18 protein-coding genes and 1 other RNA gene are annotated in these 17,294 nt (G+C 39.1%); 10 read left to right on the top strand and 9 right to left on the bottom strand.

The window, feature by feature from the left end:
- Positions 1 to 51 precede the first annotated feature (51 nt).
- Positions 52 to 897 carry a YbgF trimerization domain-containing protein gene (locus tag F946_RS10145; RefSeq protein ID WP_004981917.1) on the bottom strand — a complete coding sequence of 282 codons (846 nt, stop codon included), beginning with the start codon at positions 895 to 897 and terminating at the stop codon, positions 52 to 54.
- Between the two features lie 274 nt (positions 898 to 1,171).
- Here F946_RS10145 and ffs point away from each other — a divergent pair.
- Both ffs and F946_RS10135 read left to right on the top strand, forming a co-directional pair.
- Positions 1,172 to 1,268, top strand: an RNA gene (ffs, locus tag F946_RS17065) — signal recognition particle sRNA small type.
- A 465-nt stretch (positions 1,269 to 1,733) separates the two neighbouring features.
- Positions 1,734 to 2,516: a glycosyltransferase family protein gene (locus tag F946_RS10135; protein WP_004981914.1), complete on the top strand. Its 783-nt coding sequence runs from the start codon at positions 1,734 to 1,736 to the stop codon at positions 2,514 to 2,516.
- Positions 2,517 to 2,626: 110 nt separating this feature from the next.
- Here the strand turns inward: F946_RS10135 and F946_RS10130 are convergent, their stop codons facing one another.
- The 4 genes from F946_RS10130 to F946_RS10115 form a co-directional block, all read right to left on the bottom strand.
- Positions 2,627 to 3,232 carry a regulatory protein RecX gene (locus tag F946_RS10130; protein WP_004981911.1) on the bottom strand — a complete coding sequence of 202 codons (606 nt, stop codon included), beginning with the start codon at positions 3,230 to 3,232 and terminating at the stop codon, positions 2,627 to 2,629.
- 106 nt (positions 3,233 to 3,338) lie between these two features.
- On the bottom strand, positions 3,339 to 4,382 hold the full coding sequence (gene recA / locus F946_RS10125) for a recombinase RecA (RefSeq protein WP_004981909.1): 1,044 nt from the start codon (positions 4,380 to 4,382) through the stop codon (positions 3,339 to 3,341).
- Positions 4,383 to 4,496: 114 nt separating this feature from the next.
- Positions 4,497 to 4,940 carry an RNA-binding S4 domain-containing protein gene (locus F946_RS10120; RefSeq protein ID WP_004696588.1) on the bottom strand — a complete coding sequence of 148 codons (444 nt, stop codon included), beginning with the start codon at positions 4,938 to 4,940 and terminating at the stop codon, positions 4,497 to 4,499.
- The gene (locus tag F946_RS10115) at positions 4,933 to 5,607 is read right to left on the bottom strand and encodes an HAD-IA family hydrolase (RefSeq protein WP_004981908.1); all 675 of its coding nucleotides are present in this window, start codon (positions 5,605 to 5,607) and stop codon (positions 4,933 to 4,935) included. The genes F946_RS10120 and F946_RS10115 overlap by 8 nt, the downstream gene beginning before the upstream one ends.
- A gap of 670 nt (positions 5,608 to 6,277) precedes the next feature.
- On the opposite strand from F946_RS10115, the gene F946_RS10110 reads away from it, so the two are divergent.
- The 4 genes from F946_RS10110 (at position 6,278) to F946_RS10095 (ending at position 9,230) form a co-directional block, all read left to right on the top strand.
- Positions 6,278 to 6,523, top strand: coding sequence for a hypothetical protein (locus F946_RS10110; protein ID WP_004696593.1), 246 nt, complete (start codon positions 6,278 to 6,280; stop codon positions 6,521 to 6,523).
- A gap of 319 nt (positions 6,524 to 6,842) precedes the next feature.
- Positions 6,843 to 7,088: a hypothetical protein gene (locus F946_RS10105; RefSeq protein ID WP_004696594.1), complete on the top strand. Its 246-nt coding sequence runs from the start codon at positions 6,843 to 6,845 to the stop codon at positions 7,086 to 7,088.
- A gap of 501 nt (positions 7,089 to 7,589) precedes the next feature.
- The gene (locus tag F946_RS10100; RefSeq protein WP_004981898.1) at positions 7,590 to 8,444 is read left to right on the top strand and encodes a 3'(2'),5'-bisphosphate nucleotidase CysQ family protein; all 855 of its coding nucleotides are present in this window, start codon (positions 7,590 to 7,592) and stop codon (positions 8,442 to 8,444) included.
- A gap of 54 nt (positions 8,445 to 8,498) precedes the next feature.
- Complete coding sequence (locus tag F946_RS10095; RefSeq protein ID WP_004696597.1) at positions 8,499 to 9,230, top strand: histidine phosphatase family protein; 732 nt, start codon at positions 8,499 to 8,501, stop codon at positions 9,228 to 9,230.
- Positions 9,231 to 9,366: 136 nt separating this feature from the next.
- Here F946_RS10095 and F946_RS10090 read toward each other — a convergent pair whose 3' ends face one another.
- Complete coding sequence (locus F946_RS10090; protein ID WP_004981895.1) at positions 9,367 to 9,807, bottom strand: hypothetical protein; 441 nt, start codon at positions 9,805 to 9,807, stop codon at positions 9,367 to 9,369.
- Between the two features lie 472 nt (positions 9,808 to 10,279).
- On the opposite strand from F946_RS10090, the gene F946_RS10085 reads away from it, so the two are divergent.
- Entirely contained in the window at positions 10,280 to 12,904 is a 2,625-nt protein-coding gene (locus F946_RS10085; RefSeq protein ID WP_051064949.1) for a M66 family metalloprotease, read from the top strand.
- A 235-nt stretch (positions 12,905 to 13,139) separates the two neighbouring features.
- Here F946_RS10085 and rpsT read toward each other — a convergent pair whose 3' ends face one another.
- On the bottom strand, positions 13,140 to 13,406 hold the full coding sequence (gene rpsT / locus F946_RS10080; RefSeq protein ID WP_004696602.1) for a 30S ribosomal protein S20: 267 nt from the start codon (positions 13,404 to 13,406) through the stop codon (positions 13,140 to 13,142).
- Between the two features lie 213 nt (positions 13,407 to 13,619).
- On the opposite strand from rpsT, the gene F946_RS10075 reads away from it, so the two are divergent.
- From F946_RS10075 to F946_RS10065, 3 genes are read left to right on the top strand one after another with little or no spacing between them, the layout of a single operon-like run.
- Positions 13,620 to 14,285, top strand: a complete 666-nt coding sequence (locus tag F946_RS10075; protein ID WP_004981890.1) for a Rossmann-fold NAD(P)-binding domain-containing protein — start codon at positions 13,620 to 13,622, stop codon at positions 14,283 to 14,285.
- 8 nt (positions 14,286 to 14,293) lie between these two features.
- Complete coding sequence (gene rraA, locus F946_RS10070; RefSeq protein WP_004696606.1) at positions 14,294 to 14,806, top strand: ribonuclease E activity regulator RraA; 513 nt, start codon at positions 14,294 to 14,296, stop codon at positions 14,804 to 14,806.
- 49 nt (positions 14,807 to 14,855) lie between these two features.
- Positions 14,856 to 15,635 (top strand): glutathione S-transferase N-terminal domain-containing protein, encoded by a 780-nt coding sequence (locus tag F946_RS10065; protein WP_004981887.1) that lies wholly within the window; start codon positions 14,856 to 14,858, stop codon positions 15,633 to 15,635.
- A 157-nt stretch (positions 15,636 to 15,792) separates the two neighbouring features.
- Here the strand turns inward: F946_RS10065 and F946_RS10060 are convergent, their stop codons facing one another.
- Both F946_RS10060 and F946_RS10055 read right to left on the bottom strand, forming a co-directional pair.
- Complete coding sequence (locus F946_RS10060) at positions 15,793 to 16,704, bottom strand: alpha/beta fold hydrolase (protein WP_004981886.1); 912 nt, start codon at positions 16,702 to 16,704, stop codon at positions 15,793 to 15,795.
- A 22-nt stretch (positions 16,705 to 16,726) separates the two neighbouring features.
- A complete protein-coding gene (locus tag F946_RS10055) occupies positions 16,727 to 17,266 on the bottom strand; it encodes a PadR family transcriptional regulator (protein ID WP_035326948.1) in 540 nt (179 codons plus the stop codon).
- Between the last annotated feature and the right edge of the window lie 28 nt (positions 17,267 to 17,294).

Here is a 17,294-nt window from a genome sequence, read left to right as displayed (position 1 = left end):
CAAATATAAAAAAAGACACTTCGCGTGTCTTTTTTTATATTTATAGGAAAATTACTTTTTAAAGAAAGAGGCTTCTTCAGACTTAGGATATTGCTTAAGGAGTTTGGCTTTGTATTGATTGGCCTGATTCGTGTTTTTATCCACTTCTTTGGCAATATTGTAGAGTTGATAGACGGCTCGAGGCGCGCGCGAAGAGTTAGGATATTGGTTTGCTACAATCCCGTAGTTTTTTTTCGCTTCTGCATAGTTGGTGGGTTCAATCGCTAAATTAAATTCAGCTAACCAGAAATATGCATTGCTGATGTAAACACTGTTGGGGTTGTTTTTAATAAAATTTTGCATGGGTGCAATCGCTTTCTTCGCACCACCTTGCTTATAGGCATCCAATGCGACAGTATACGCGGCTTTTTCTAGCTCAGATGGCTCTGATGTGTTTTGAGTGCTGACCACTACAGGTGCTTTGTTTACTGCGGCCGCGGTTGTGCTATTGCTGGCGTTGGTGATTGTAGTGTTACTGGGAGGAGTATCCTGTTGGTTATCCTCCGTTGTATTGTTCGCTTCAGGGTCTACTTTTTGCTGAAGCAACTCTAAGCGTTGATCTAGGTCAGCGTAACGGTTTTCCAACTCATGTTTGAGTTGAGCGATCTCATTGTCTTGTTCTTCAAGTTTGCCGCGTAAGCTACGCAAATCACTTTCTAATTGTTGATTTTTTTGCATGATTTGCCAATTAATATTGGTCGCTGTTGTGCTGGCGCCCGTGTCTACTGCGATGCTGGTTGGATTTACACTATTGTTCGTTGCTTGACTTAAGCTGCGAGATTCAATTGGAATATTGGCGAAAACAGGCGTTGTGCAAAGTAGGGTGAGGGCACATAGGCTATGCTTCTTTAGCATCATAAAATATCCGTGTTATAAGGCTTTGATGGGGAACACATCAAACGAAATTCATTTACCCCATTAAAAACGGCAACGTTATGAATTGCAATAAGCTTTTACATTGTTGTCGTATATTTAGGTAAGTGAATGTAGCCTAGTCGTTACCAATAATTGAGCGATTTTTCTTAAGGTTGTTTTATAAATAGTCAATTGAATGAAATGCTTATTGAAAAGTCGTTTATAGGCTTGCAACTTAGGGAAAAATCTCTATACTCTGTTCTTGCAATGGTAGCCCTGCCGGTTACTTCGCAATTGTATTCTACGAACCCCGCCAGGACCGGAAGGTAGCAACGGTAGTGGAAATATGATGTGCCGAAGGTTTGCTGGTAGGGTTGCCACCATATTTATAAATATATAAGAATAAAAATGAAAGTTTACTATGGCATTGATGCAGGTCTAGTCGTAAGTATTAAATCCTCTGAAAAAGTGAAAAGTATTCTGATTTTTCTTCTATTTTTTGCAATTACCATTATTTTTATCTATTTCTCAATTCTATATTTTATTTCAAATGGTTTTTTAAATTATATTGCCATAGGTGTTGTTATATCTTGCCTATATGTATTATTTTGCATTTTTTACTTATTGCTTGAAAGTATTAATACTGAAATCATTTTTAATGAAGATCATCTTCTCTATCGTAAAGTTTTTGCAGTCAAAAAGTTATTTATAGTGAAATAAAAGGCTACCAAATCTTACATTTTAAAAAAAGAAGTCGTTTATTATTGGTCGATCAGCATCATCAAGTGGTTCATATTAGTTCAGATTTTGAATCATATACAAGAATTTGTAATATGTTCATGGCGCATTTTGAAGATATTGAGGTTGTTAATAAACGAGAGCAAGAACAAAATTTTATACAAGAACATACAAAAAATATTTCCAGTGAACAGCAACAAAAATATTTAAAATATGCATTAAAATTTAGAAAAATTTTAGATGTATTGACGGTTATTATTTTCTTTTTAGCCCCTATATTTGATTTGTCAGATCTTTTATTTCATGGTATGGCTTTGGTTTATCTATACCTTAGTTATCCAAAGCATCATAATTTTTATATTGTTTATATGCAAAAGGCTAAAATCTCTACGGATGTGTTGGCTTTTCTGATTATGCTTGCATGCAATATTTTATTTCTTAGGGATATTATCGAGCATTACGATTTAGCTTTTTTATTTTATTCATTGATATGTATGAGCTTTCTGCTGTCAGCTCTATATGTTGTATTTAAAAAGAAGTTTGCTCAGAAAATGAAGCGGCAAATGATCATGGTGATCGCACTTGCTATACCTATTGTCGGTATTTATTCTGCAAGTTTGGTGCGTATTGTGAATGGCATAAATGATAACAGTATTTTAAGTGCTCAAGATGTACTGGTCGTAAATAAGGAAAAAAGTGAGAGCAGCAGTAGAAGAAATAGATATGCAAATTATTATTTGGATGTTCGAATGTCTGATGGTGAGGCGCGGCGTCTCAAAGTAAGATCTAGTGAATACTATAATACAAGTGTTGATGGTGGTTATAAGATGACACTACATAAAGGTAACTTAGGCATCACTTGGTCAGCTTATGAGCTGCAGTAAATTAGATTTTTAGCATTTAAGGTTTAATAGCTGATAAGCCTGTTTACGTTTTCTTGATATAGCTAGATGATAGATCAATCATGCGTAGGGTGGGGTAGGTAAATAGTCATTTAATCTTCCACTTTTCTAGAAATCGCTTTCATAATCGCATCCATTTCAAAGCCACGATACATCAAAAAACGTATTTGTTTGGCTTTTAGTTTTGGATCTGTTGCGACCTCAGTTCCATACTTTTTAATTTTGAGTTGATAGGCTTGTTCGACCCAATCCGTTTCTTTCAGTTCTTCTAAAATTAAACCAGTGTCAATTTTTTTAGTTTTAAGCGCCATTTTAATGCGATTAGGGCCTTTGCCTTTACGCTTTTGGCTCGATAGCATGATCTCAGCCACGCGTTGATCACTCTGATAGTTTTGTGCTGAAAGCTCTTCAACCAGTGTAATCACTTCTTCACGGTGCATTGCCCATGTAGCCAGTTTTTCAATCAATTCTGCTTTTGAATATTCCTTACGTGTCAGTACAGAAAATGCATAAGAACGTAGACGAGAACCTGTTAAACCTGTGGGTTTGGGTTGATTCTCTTCATCAAAATCTAAAGCATCAACAGTTTCTTGTGTTACTTGCGTGTGGCCGTATTGAGTAGCAGGAGATTCTTCCTCACCAAACTGTTGTTTGAGAGCGTCATAGTCAAGAAGTTTGGGGAATTTTGAATTAGGCATAATAGGCGATGAAATAGATCTGAATAAACAAAACGCCCCGTAGGGCGTTTCTTAGTGTAAGCCTAAATGTCGTGTAATAACATTTAATCTTTTTCGATACCTTTAATTAAGCATCTAAAAAGTCTGGCTCTTCTTCATTCTCTTCTACAGGCGCAGCATTTGCAGTCGTCAGTAGTTTTTCTCGAATGATTTTCTCAATGGTTTCAGCCAACTGAGGGTTTTCTTCAAGGTGACGGATCACATTGTTTTTACCTTGACCAATTTTATCACCTTGGTATGAATACCAAGCACCTGCTTTTTGTACGATTTCTTGTTGAACAGATAAGTCTACAAGTTCGCCCAAGTGGTTGACGCCTTTACCATATAGGATTTGGAAGAGCGCTTCGCGGAATGGAGGTGCCATTTTGTTTTTGACAACTTTCACTTTGGTTTCAGAACCAACGATTTCATCGCCTTCTTTGACCTGACCTACGCGACGAATGTCTAAACGCACAGACGCATAGAATTTCAACGCATTACCACCAGTCGTGGTTTCAGGGCTACCAAACATTACACCAATTTTCATACGAATTTGGTTAATGAAAATTACCATACAGTTTGAACGTTTTGCATTACCTGTAATTTTACGTAATGCTTGGCTCATTAAACGTGCTTGGAGGCCCATGTGTGAGTCGCCCATTTCACCTTCAATTTCCGCACGTGGTGTCAATGCTGCAACAGAGTCGACAACGATGAGGTCAATGGCACCAGAGCGAACCAGCATGTCTGCAATTTCAAGTGCTTGCTCACCATGGTCAGGCTGAGAAACCAGTAGATTGTCAATATCTACGCCAAGTTTACGCGCATACTGTGGGTCTAAAGCGTGTTCTGCATCGATAAATGCACATGTACCACCTGCTTTTTGACATTCGGCAATCGCTTGTAAAGTCATGGTTGTTTTACCTGAAGATTCAGGACCATAAATCTCAACGATACGACCTTTCGGTAAGCCGCCAATGCCGAGTGCAATATCAAGTGTCAATGAACCTGTAGATACCGCTTCAACGGCTTGTACGGTGTTGTCACCAAGACGCATTACTGTGTTTTTACCAAACTGCTTTTCAATTTGGCTTAGCGCAGCATTGAGCGCCTTGCTTTTATTATCATCCATCTTACAACCTCAAAACGATGTCACGGATATTTACTGAATATGCTCAGTATAGTGACAGATTTAGTCTGTATCTTCTATAAAAGTCAGATCGTGTGCGACACAATATGACGCATGTCATTCATCATCATTATAAGACCAATATTGGTCAAATTGTTGATCATTTTCTTGTCTAAACTTACTGATATCGCGTCGGTCTTTTTTACTTGGACGATGATCAGGTCGAGCTAGATTATGCAACTTTCTTTGGCTTGCAATCAATTCCCGTCGTGTAATACTGACTTCAGTTTCTTCATATAATTTTTGTGCAACAGGAGCGGGGCCACGCACGTCAGAGAGTTCTTTGATCACCACGGTTTTCTTGTCAATACCTTGTTGTATGGTGAGTTCCATTCCAACCCGAACTTCTCTCGACACTTTGACACGTTCGCCATTGTGGTGAACTTTGCCTCCCTCAATTGCATTTTTGGCAATGGAACGCGTTTTAAAAAAACGTGCTGCCCATAACCATTTGTCAATGCGCATGCCTACAGCATCTTCCGCTAAAGTGGATTTACGCATATTTGGCAGTGACCTCAGCTTGCTCTAAATAAGGAATTAAATCGGTGAGCTGATTTAAGATCGGATAAGGGCTGGATGTCTTGCTTTGACCTAGTGATGAGGGTTGAGCAATGGTAAATAGGTTTTGAATACCATAACTTTCAGCACCTTTTAATACTTTTTCAGTGTCATCGATAAAGTAACACTGTGTGGCTGCAAAAGGATGGCGTTCATGGAGATGTTGCCAAAACTCAGTAAACTCTTTGGCATGACCGAGGGTTTCGCTGCTAATAATGACATCGAAATATGAGGCTAGTTTCGTGTGTTCGAGTTTGAACTTGAGTCCCTCACAGTCCGCATTAGTGGCAAGCCAGCAAGGGTAGCCGTTACTTTTTAAATAGTCGAGAAGTTCAAGACAGCCTTCACGTAGGCTAACTTTATGCTTAAATTCCTGCTGCAAAGCGAGCGTATCTACGCCAACTTTAGCTGTCCAAAAGCGCGTAGAATACCAATTGAGTGTATGATTATGGGTTTGATAAAACTGAAACAGGGCCTGAGTACTTTGTTCTAAAGAGCACTGGTGTTGTTCAGCATAACGGATAGGAAGCTGATGATTCCAAATAAAATCATCATAGGCAAGATCCAGTAATGTACCGTCCATATCAAAAATGATAATTGGCTTTTCCACTCAAAAAATCTCCAATATTTCAAAGTTCAGCAATGGCTATAGAAAACAGTTAGCAACTGATTTAGCAGTTTTGCTTTATGCAAATATGACGTAATTATAGCGTATAGATGCATAAGATGACGGATTTGCATAGCCCATTGTCAAAAATTGAAGAATATGGGATCTCAATTTTTTTAAGTAAGAGCATATAAGATGTGTTAATCGCACATTGATCCACAACAATATTGAACTTCAGCATAAGAAATGATTCACCTTATGGAGAAGGAAGAGTTTTTGTAAACATCCGATGAGAACACTTAGAGCTGTCATTATTATCGAAAATCTCCACTGTTGTTGCTGATCTAAATCAGCCATGGATTACAACGGACAGCATCATTGGTTTTGTCAGCTTTTCAGTACTGCTTAACTATTCGGCTCACATGTCTATCTAATCTATTTCATCAAATGTTCATTTTATATCGATACCATTAAAACCACCTAAGGGTAGTTTTTATGTTTGAAGCTAAATTTAAACCACTTCAGCTGACGGAGAAAGATTCGTTGTATCCAGCCCAGCGCAATAAAAGTAAGTTTTCTGACAAAAATAAAAAATAAAGTGGTTTTGCTGGTTATTTAAACAAGAATCGGTTAAAAAAGATGTGGCGAATGAGAATAAAATAGAGAGGAATGGATGAGTGAATTAAATCTAGATTTTTTAGATGAAACCTTAGATAAATATGAAGCAAAAGGTAAGAAAAAGGCCATTAAAAAAATCCGTATTGGTTATATGCTCTATGCAAAATTTATGTCGAATAAAAAATTTGCAGAAAATGTAATGAGTTCATCTTTAGATCCAAATAAGCGGACTTATCGCAATACCAAGATTAAAATTACGCACGATGAATATGAGTTAACCTTTTTACGTAATGATGATTAAGTATTCAATTGTGTTAAAAACACTAAGGTTTCATTTATTTGAAATATTTGGGCTGTAAAGTGTGCGACATAAAGCAATGAAAATATAATGATTAGATGATGTTTGTGCAGTTAAGCCTGTTTATTTGGAGAGAGGTAAACAGGTTTTTTATTATAATAACTTTCTGGTCTGAGTGATTGCAGACAAAAAGCCCGATTTGTTTTTATACTGATCGGGCTTTTATTTTTCTATTGAAATGAAAATAGTGAGAAAGATGATTTCTGACATCTTTTGATCATATTGTTCATGGATAATCTTTTTTATTTTGAGTTGCTTCGATATGTCAATTGTTACTGCAAATGAACTAGACGATATTCTAAAAGAATTAATTTCCAAAAATAAAAAGCCTGAAAAGATTTTGATTGGTTATAAAGCATATAGCGAGCTTATGAATGATCGAAAGTTTTTGCATGAAGTCGCTAGCTCAGCTATGGATCCGAATAAAAGAAAGTATCAAAAGATTAAGATCAAAGTGACGCAGGATGAGTATCAATTAGAAGTGAAGTGTTCAGATAAAAATGAGTAGATGTACCGTAATTTAAAAAAACCGGAGAAAGAGTGTATTTTTAATTGATGTATTTAAAATACAGGTTTATACTGTACTCCAAATTAAAGCGCTGTAGCTTTTCTTGTTTTATATCCCACGCTCCCATGCGTGGGATTTTTTTGCGCGATGATTTTTCATAAAGAAATCACTTGGATGTATAAAGCTGAAAAGAAATTAAGCGTAAGCACAAATTAGAAACGGTCAGCTTGTGACTTTCTCTAGTCTCAATATTTAAGGTGTGGGTAAAGGCAAAGTCAAGTTGATTGGACTACTCAACCCAAAGTCAAAAGAAGAATTGGAATTGAGTGATATTTCCTGAGTGTCTTAGGCGTATAATATTTTTAAGGCAGTGTTGAAAAAGTGTTCGCGTGTTCTCACTTTGAGGTGACAGTATACCGTTGAATACGAGGCGATCAGCATGCTGCTATCCCAATAGATGAACTTCTCGATCTATAACTTAATGAATAATAAGGCGGTCTCATGTTTAAGCCCACAACTGCACCTCAAGATGCACTGATATTGCAACTTGTACCGATTGTGACTCAAGCGTGCGAGATTTTACGAGCAGAGTATCAAGCTTATGTTGCAGGTGGTGATTTTACAGTTGAACGAAAATCCGATCATTCACCCGTCACGCAAGCTGACTATCGTGTCAATCAATTTATTACCGATGCTTTAAACAAAGCCTTTCCTCATTTGCCTGTTCTTTCTGAAGAAGGGCAGCATGCGCATAGACAGCAGTGGCAGTCTTTTTGGATGCTTGATCCTTTAGATGGCACCAAAGAATTTTTGCATCAACGTCCAGAATTCACCATTAATCTCAGTCTTATTGAGGGTGCGCATACAACTTTTGCTGTGCTGGCTATTCCTTGTGAACAGCAAATTTACTTCTGTCCACTACAAGGTCAGCCTTTAAAATACAATATTGAAAAAGACGTATGGTATGTATATGTTCCAGTTGAAAACCACAGTGCTGTTCAAGTCGGCTTAAGTCAAAGTAGTCAGAGCAAACCGCAGTATCAAGTGTATTTAGAGCAGTTGGAAAAATTTACGCCTATTCAAGAGTATCGCGCTGGGAGCGCATATAAGTTCTGTATGGTGTTGGAAGATCGAGTCGATATTTACCCGCGCTTTCACCCGACGAGTGAGTGGGATACTAGTGCTGGACAGTGTTTATTGGAGCGGATCGGTGGAGGTTTGGTTGATTTTCAGGGACGACCATTCGTATATAATCAAAGATTGAGTTTACTGAATGGCGGTTTTATTGCATATCGAAATAACGATATGAAAAAACTGGCATTTCAAGCACTTGAACTAATGCCTTCGTCGGCTTGAGCTAAAAACTGAGCGTGCTATAGTGTTTTTTGAATTATTGAGTTGCTAGTGATTATGGCCTTAGAGTTACTCCCGCCTAGTATGTTGAAGGCAATCGATTTATTGCCAGATGCAAAAACGCCAGTGACGTTGTTTACACGTCATTCCATTCGTGAAGTTGTTACGGGTCAGGGGCTTGCAGGCTATGATTTACAGTTGACGCATCAAGGGCGAGATTTGGCGGAGGCTTGGGGTTCTTATCTGATCGATAATACGGATCGAGTGATACAACACTGTATTTCTAGCCCAATTCAACGTTGTATTGATACCGCTGCGCTAATGATTCAAGGGGCAGATGGACAAACCCTTGAGCCAAATACCCACCGTATTGAAATTATCGAACAAGGTTTATTGGTTGAGCCAGGCAGTTTTGTTTTGGATATTAAGCAAGCTGGGCCTTATTTTCAGCGTCAAGGTGCTCTAGGATTTATTAATAGCTTTGTTAATAATGCCTTACCCGGTATGAAGCATCCGATTCATGGCGTAGTAGATGTATTGGAACTCATATATAACACGCATCCGAACAATCCTTATGGTTTGAGCCTTGCGGTCAGTCATGACACGATTTTAGCTGCGATTTTGGCGGTTATTTCAGGGCGTACGATTGTGACCAAAGAAGACTGGCCGAAAATGATGGAAGGTCTTTTTGTGTGGTTTGAGGGGGATGTGTTTTTGGAATCAAAATTGAAATGGATTTGGCGCGGGGAAATGAATGAGCTGAATATTCATGAGTTTCAAAATCTGTAAGTGCTTTGTTTATTAATAAAAAATCAGCTATAAATCTCGTTCATTCATTTAGGCGTTCGTTTGAACGAGAAAAAGAATATACGAGATTTATAGATCGATCATTCGTCAACCTTATTAAATGCTATATCGCATAAGTTTAAATTTTGGCTTTGAGTCGATTGGGAAAATCGAGCAAGTCGATACTTAGGCCTTCATCATTTAAAGGCCATAATGAGGTATTCACCGCTACGCTGTGCTGATGAATACGATTGTATTTATCTGCAGCAATGAGCGTGGCAATCTCATGATTCGAAAGGGTATAAGCATTGACAACATCAGCTGGATATTGAGTGCGGTCATAAAACTCAGCTTCCGTTTCTCCTTGGTGCAGTGCAAAAATACGTTCAATTGCAGGTAAATAGACGCCATAGCCTAACCACGCGTCAACGCCCTGAGAGGCCTGAATTTCTGCGGTTCCACGCATATTTGAGATGACTTTGGCGAGTATGTCTTTTTCACCTTTGGCATGAAAATACTCAATATATTGTTGTTCTGTCAGTTGGAATTTTTCAAGTGTTGGAAGAAATTTATTAATCATGCTATTCCCCAGTAGAACATTCTATGTGGTTTCATTATAAGAAAACAGAATACCATAATTTATTTATGGGATTTTAATTTTAATCATTTTGGATTTAAAAATTAAAATAAGCTAAGTGCTTACAAAGAAAATTAATTGAAATATCTTTTTTTTAAAAATTAACTGACAAATATTGGCACTATATTGGTGCAAATTCAAATGTATAACTCATCATTATTTTTCATAAATTCAAGCCCTGTCACAGAACTTTTATTTTTCGGACATTAGTTTCAAGACCGATAAAAAATATGTCCTGAAGTGACAAATTATGTAAATTGAATATGTATAGAAAATAGTGTTAAATAATTAAGCTTTTGATTTATATGAATTATTAATGATTTTTTAATTTTTATTTGTGACTATTTTGGGGGAAGATGTGAAAAGTGTGAATGAGTTCTTGTATTGCAAGCTAAGTCTTTGCGTTGTAACACTGATGTTAGCTGCGTGTGGTGGAGGTGGTGGAGAAAGTGGAACCGAAAACTCTACAACGCCTGTAGTGAAAACCTATGCTGAACCTACACAGGATGTGGCTGATGGAAATACATTGGGGTATTTTGACTACGATGCAAACTCAAAAACACGTGTGATACGAAATGATTTAACTGGTAGCTTTGAGGCGATGTTGCAATTTGGTCAGAGTCATGTGGTTGATCCAAATGGTAATGAAAGTAAAAAAATGCCACGTTTAACGATGGAAAAAGAGGCATTGTTATTGGTTACACCCAGTCAAGCAATGGGAACAATCGAGAGGTTGAGTGCAGACATCTATATGAATAACCAATGGTTAAGAACTATTGAATTGGCTGATCCAACACACATTCCTCAGTCTGATCAAACTAATACTGATGACCGTCCGCGTGTGCAATATAGTAAGCGCGCGTGGAGTGCTCGACTCAATTGGGATGAAATACGTCCAGGTTTGCGTATTCAGCTCAAAGATTCTCTTGGACGTCAGGGGCAAATTGCGGAAGACAAAATTGATTTTGCCTCTCCAGGAGAGTTGGTCTTAAACAATATTCGTATCGGTATGTTAACTGCTCCCCCTGTTTCCAATGGTCACTATATGCTGAATGATCCCGTTCGGGCGGGTTCAGATTACTTTCAAACGATTCCAGCTGCTGAAATGACCGTTGCAAAATATGATGATATTCAGTTGGATCGCGTCATGATTGCAGACGGGACGATTTACGATACGGCAAGTGCCAGCCAAGGCGGAGTTTATGAGGGTGACATGCGTGAAAACGTGGGTAAGTCGACATTTAGCGTAGGCATTAATCTAGCAAACTGGGGCATTACCAGTGCTTCGATGGCAAGTCAAAATCAACCACAATTAACCCAAACCGTAGTTGCACACCATAGCCGTGGAAAATATGCCAATGGCGAAAGTAATCATGGTTTAAGTGGTGGTAACGGCATGCTGACGTTGTATGATTCGGTTGGAAACGAGTTTAGTCATGAAATTGGACACCATTATGGACTGGGGCATTATCCTGGGCAGGCGGGTGATAACCAGTTTTGGACTTCACATCATGCAGATAGTGGTTGGGGTTATATTCCGTATCGCAATATGATGCGGGGTAATTTGATTTGGAATAATAAGGATTTATGGGCTGCTTCTACAGGAATTGCAAATTTCTTAGCTTTATATCCACATAGCCGAGATGCAATGTCTGGCGGTTATGCATCAAGCTCAGTTTCACGTTATACCCACTATACGGGCTATAGCACTTATTTAAAAATTCAACCGCACTTTAACCGTTATGTGTGGGACAAGACTTCACCGACGGGTTATAAAAAATGGAATGAAGTCACACGGCAGATGGAAGTGGCTCAACCTACTATGCCAGATTCTGCTGCACCTGTTTGGTATCAACCAAAGCAAAACTATTTACGCCCACGTGTTTTTGGTGAGCCTGTAGTGACTATTTTGGGTGGCTATGACCCTGTTGCAAAGGTTGGGCTACTCTATCCTGCGGCACGTTCAAACTGGGGCAATGTCTATGATTTACCTGCTGCAAATACTGCGGTAAATCAGGATGCATGTTGGTTAAATGTACAGTATCCAAATACAGTAACTAATATTGCGCTGGCTCCGACACGATTAGGTAGTAATGCCAATAAATTGCATGTCAATTTAGCGCTTGCAGATCATCCTCAGAAAGTTGATTTATATTGTAAGCAGGTCAATGCTGCTGCCAAATTATTATCGACGACAGTGATTCCCCAATATGCTACGGCTATTACACCTACTGTTAAGATTGGGAAAGCACAGGGTTATAAAGCCTTACGCGATGTAGAGTTGCCTCTACTTGAGCAAGAGCTACTGAATCAAGCGGCGAACAATATTATTGTTTTGTCACCAAACGGTTTAATGCTTTATCAGGCTTATAAATCGTATAAAAATGAGATGAGTTTAGCTGCACAGCAGGTACTTGAGCGTTATGAAGAGCAAGAAACTAGGTGGATGCGTTTAAATCGTTGGGTAAATGTTTATTATGATGATTTGGCCAAAGATGTACCTGCTGCGATTGATGCACTCAAGGCTTTTATCAAACAGCTGGGTTTACAACAAGATGACCCACTTGCACATAGTGGATTGTTGAAAAATAACAAGAATTGCTTGAAAACAGAGCTGGCATCTAACCAAAAAATGGATGTTTACATTAGTGGCCCGTCGGCTTGTACTGCTGATGAGACCGAGCAGTGGGTTTATGACAGTTTAGGGCGTATCCATAGCAAGGCGACTATGGGGCAGTGTCTAACGGGTAATGGGGGAAGTGCTAAAGTCACCTTGACTGACTGTATGGTGAATAATGCAGCACAAGTGTGGTCAATGGATGCCACGACGTCTGCTATTAAACAATCAGGACAGTGCTTAGATTTAAACTCGGGTAATTTGGTAAATAACCGTCAGATTGCAATTCGATATGGCTGCTCTGGAAATAATAATCAAAGATGGACAATGCTGAACCAAAATACAAGCTTGATTTTAGCTGGGGCAACATCAAGAAATATTGGTATTTTAGTGAAAAACCTGAAAACTCAATCTTTGAATTAAACCACTGCTCATATGGTTAAATGATTGAACATGAAATGAAAACGAGCTCCCTAAAGGGGGGCTTTTTTTGTAAGTAGATGTTCTCATAAGTGCTAGAGAGCGCTTGCTAGATTTTATTTGAGTTTTAAGCTGTATTATTAATTACAGATGTACTGAAAAAGGTGTGCACATTATGAAAGTTCAAAAAATAGATACAAAAAAAGCCCTTTAAAAAGGGCTTTTTTTAATGCATAAATTAGTTAGCTAAAGCTTTAACTTGTGCATTTAAACGGCTCTTATGACGAGCAGCTTTGTTCTTATGGATGATGCCTTTATCAGCCATACGGTCGATTACTGGTACAGCAGTTTTGTATGCTTCAGAAGCAACTGCGTAATCACCAGCAGCGATAGCAGCTACTGTACGTTTGATGTAAGTACGAACCATAGAACGTAAGCTTGCGTTGTGTTTGCGTGCTTTAACGTTTTGACGAGCACGTTTTTTAGCTTGAGCAGAGTTTGCCACTCGTGCACTCCTTGAAATAGATTGGTCTGGGCGGGCTGAAATTCAAACTGAAAACCACATCAGAAGAACAATCACCAGCCCGTAAACAAGTGGCATATTTTGATTAATATACGCAGTGAAGTCAAGTCTTGACATGCTTTGACTATATTTAAGATACATAAAAATTCTAAAGAAAAGGTAAGATTAGCCATCTGCATGGGAGTTTGTATAAAAATGACACAAAATATAGAACAAGCGATTGTGATTGGAGCAACGGGTTTGGTGGGCTTAAACCTGATTCAACAATTACAACAACTGCCAAGTTGTAGCAAAATACTGGCTGTGGTCAGAAAGCATAATGTGCAGCTCGATCACTATGACAAAGTTCAGCAACTGGAGCTGGATGATTTTTTATTACTCAACCATGAGGATGTTCAGGGCTACAGTCATGCTTTTAGTTGTTTGGGGACGACTTTAAAGAAAGCTGGCTCAAAAGAGCAGTTTTATGCCATCGACTATGTGGTGAATGCACATTTTGCTGAATTGTTTGTTTTGACCAAAACCCATTATGTGTTGATCAGTGCCTTGGGCGCGCAAGCCAATTCGAAAATTTTCTATAATCGCGTCAAAGGTGAGCTTGAAGAGACCATTCGTGGACTCGATTTATATAAGGTCAGTATTATGCAGCCATCCTTACTGATCGGACAGCGTAATGAAGGTCGCATGTTGGAAGATATATTCCAAAAGGCTTATACCAAACTATCGCATTTTATACCAAAGCATTTTAAATATAAGCCAGTGACAGCAGAACAAGTGGCTCATACTATGGTCGAGGCTGCCCAAACGCAGACCGAGAAATTTGAAATATATGATAATTTACGCATACAAAAGACAAAATGAGGGGAAGTGTGGTGACGACAGCATTTGTGACATGCGATTTATTGGATGATCATCCTGAACTTGATTTACAAGTGGTCAGCCCATCAATGGATGGTAAGTTCTTTAAGAGCTATGGTGCGCGTAAAACCTTTGGTGGTCAGGTGGTTACGGTTAAATGCTTTGAAGATAACTCTCGGGTGAAAGAGCTGTTAGCAACAGATGGTACGGGTAAAGTATTGGTTGTGGATGGTGGCGCTTCGATGCGCTGTGCCTTGATGGGAGACTTAATTGCAGAGTCAGCAGTCAAAAATCACTGGAATGGTGTGGTGATTTATGGCTGTGTCCGTGATGTAGATGCGATTGCTGAACTAGATTTAGGTGTGCATGCTTTAGCTGCTATTCCACAAAAAAGTAACCGTAAAGGTGTAGGGGAAGTTGATATCAGCTTGCATTTTGGTGGTGTCACCATTCAATCAGGTCATTATCTCTATGCGGATAATAACGGCATTGTCATTGCAAAAGAAAAACTGGTCGATGCATAAGCACCAACCAGACTCATAACAACGTAAACAAAAGATATGGACGTGTAATATGGTGAAGCATCAAATTAAAGTGATTCAGGCTCTTTTTTCTGGGCTTGCGCAAGGTGGACGTGGTGTAACAGGAACGCCGCATCCTAAACAACCTGAGCAACCTTTAAAGCTCTATGAGTTTGAAGGCTCGCCATATTGTCGTCGTGTGCGTGAAGTATTGACTTTGTTGAACTTAGATTATGAAGTGTATCCATGTCCTAAGGGTGGAACTAAATATCGCCCTTTGGTGAAACAGTTGGGTGGGAAAACCCAATTTCCTTTTTTACTTGATGAAAATACAGACACCAAGCTGTACGAGTCTGAAGATATTATTCACTACTTATTTGAACAGTATGGCCGCAGTGGTAAAACACCGAAAAAGTATGCACATTATCCCAAAACACCTTATGTTGCTTATGTTGGGACATTGGTAAATGGAGCGAGTGGAGTGTGGATCAATAAGAACATTAAAGATCGCGTAGCGCCAGAACAGCTGTTACAACTTTGGGGATTTGAAGCCAGTCCTTATACTCGGATTGTCCGTGGTTTGCTGACCGAGTTGGAGCTGCCTTTTAAGTTTCATAATGTGCCTAAAGAACGTTGGCAAGATCAAGGCCCAGCAGTACTACGTTTAAAGCCGGGCAAATATGTGCCTCTGGCAGGTGGAAAGCGTGAGCAAGTTATGCAGGTGATGGGGCGCGATATTCAAGTGCCATATTTGGTTGATCCGAACACTGAAACGGCTTTATTTGAGTCGGCGGATATTGTTGCTTATCTCAAGCAGACCTATGCAGCATAAGAAAAAGGCATCTCTTAGAGATGCCTTTTTTAATTCCTAAACATTGGTGTTTTATCGGGTTGCTCTGATTTTTTGTCATTACAATGGAATGATTAAGTGTATATATATTTAGTTTTTATAAAAATATTCATTATTTGATTGATAATACGACACACATTCAAACATCCGTAGCGTTGAGGAAACGTGTAATTTCTTGGGAGAATTTGCGCGGTTCACTCAATAAAGGCGTATGCCCAGATTTTTTAAAGATCACCATTTTGGCATGCGGTACGCTTGAGGCAATCAGCTTTTGTCCTTGAGCAGGATAAAGTTTTGAGCCTTCACCAATAAAAAATGTAGCCGGTCGGTCAATCTGACTGAGCGCACTGCGATAGTCTTCTTGATGGTCAAGATAATTTTGAATGTACCAAGCCATATAGTCTAAACGCTGGATCGGGAGCATGAATTTTTGTAAGTGTATCTGTTGAAATGCTTTTTGAAATAAAGCCGCAGTTCGAGATGGTGTGGCTTGTAGTTGAATAAAAGCCAACCACTGGTTAACCAGTTCTGTACGCATGGACGCTGTTAAGTCTGAGACCAAACGATACTGCACATTTTGAGCCAATAGGTCTGCAATGTTTTGTAGGATGACTTTGAAATCGGCATGCTTTTCCGCAAATAAACCATGTTGCCAGTCTGCATCGACGCTAATCTTGGGGGTTTGGTCAATGTGTAAATAGCTGCGGATATGGTTTTGAAAGCGACCATACTGCATGCCATGCATGGCTGTCGTGGCGCCCATAGAATAGGCAATCACATGGAATGCTGTATCAGTATATTGTTTTAGAAAGCAGTTTAAATCTTGCCAGTGGCTGGAAATCGCATCCAGTGTGGGAATTTTGCACTGCGCTGAACCACCAAAACCCCGCCAGTCAGGAATGTAAAAACGGTACTTTTTACGGTGTTGATATAAAAAAGGTAGCCATTGCCAACTTTGCATCCCTAAGCCAGATAAAACCAGTACAGGTGTGCCTTGTCCAAATTCTCGAACATAGAGTTTTTCGCCATCTGGCATTAAATAATGTGGCATGGTCAATCCTTTGCGTGGTTTTTTATTTTTCGAAGTTTTTAAGTGCTGGAATCATGGTCTCTAGCCACTCAATCCAACCACATTCTAAATTAATTCCAAGTTGTAAAATCATTTTATGAATATATAAGGTACGATCATTTTCTTCAGCATGACCAAAGTCTTTGGCAAAAATGCTTTGGTAAATTTGTAGTTTTTCTTTGTGTAGTATGAGATGTCGTTCAAGTTCAGGCAAAACCGTGTTGCCGCCAAGCTGAGCCTCAACACGCAGTCTCACCATCAGTTCTTCACGGAGCTGGGCAGGTGGGCTTTGTTTTACCAGCCAGTCGGCAAGTTCTGTACGTCCAAGCTGTTCTGCCTGATAGGTTTTTTTACGCGAGGTTGCACCATCGTCTTCTATCGTTGAAATCCAGCCTTTGCTCTGCATAGCGCTGAGTTCTCTATATATCTGTTGATGTGTTGCATTCCAAAAGAAGCCCATTGAACGGTCAAAACGACGCGCTAACTCAATACCTGTGCTTGGTTTTTCAATCAAACTGGTCAATAAAACATGAGCTAATGACATTTCGGTAATATTTCGCAAATAAAATGGA

It is taken from the genome of Acinetobacter johnsonii ANC 3681, from assembly GCF_000368805.1.
GTDB lineage: Bacteria > Pseudomonadota > Gammaproteobacteria > Pseudomonadales > Moraxellaceae > Acinetobacter > Acinetobacter johnsonii.
This window is presented reverse-complemented; position numbering and strand designations above follow the sequence as displayed.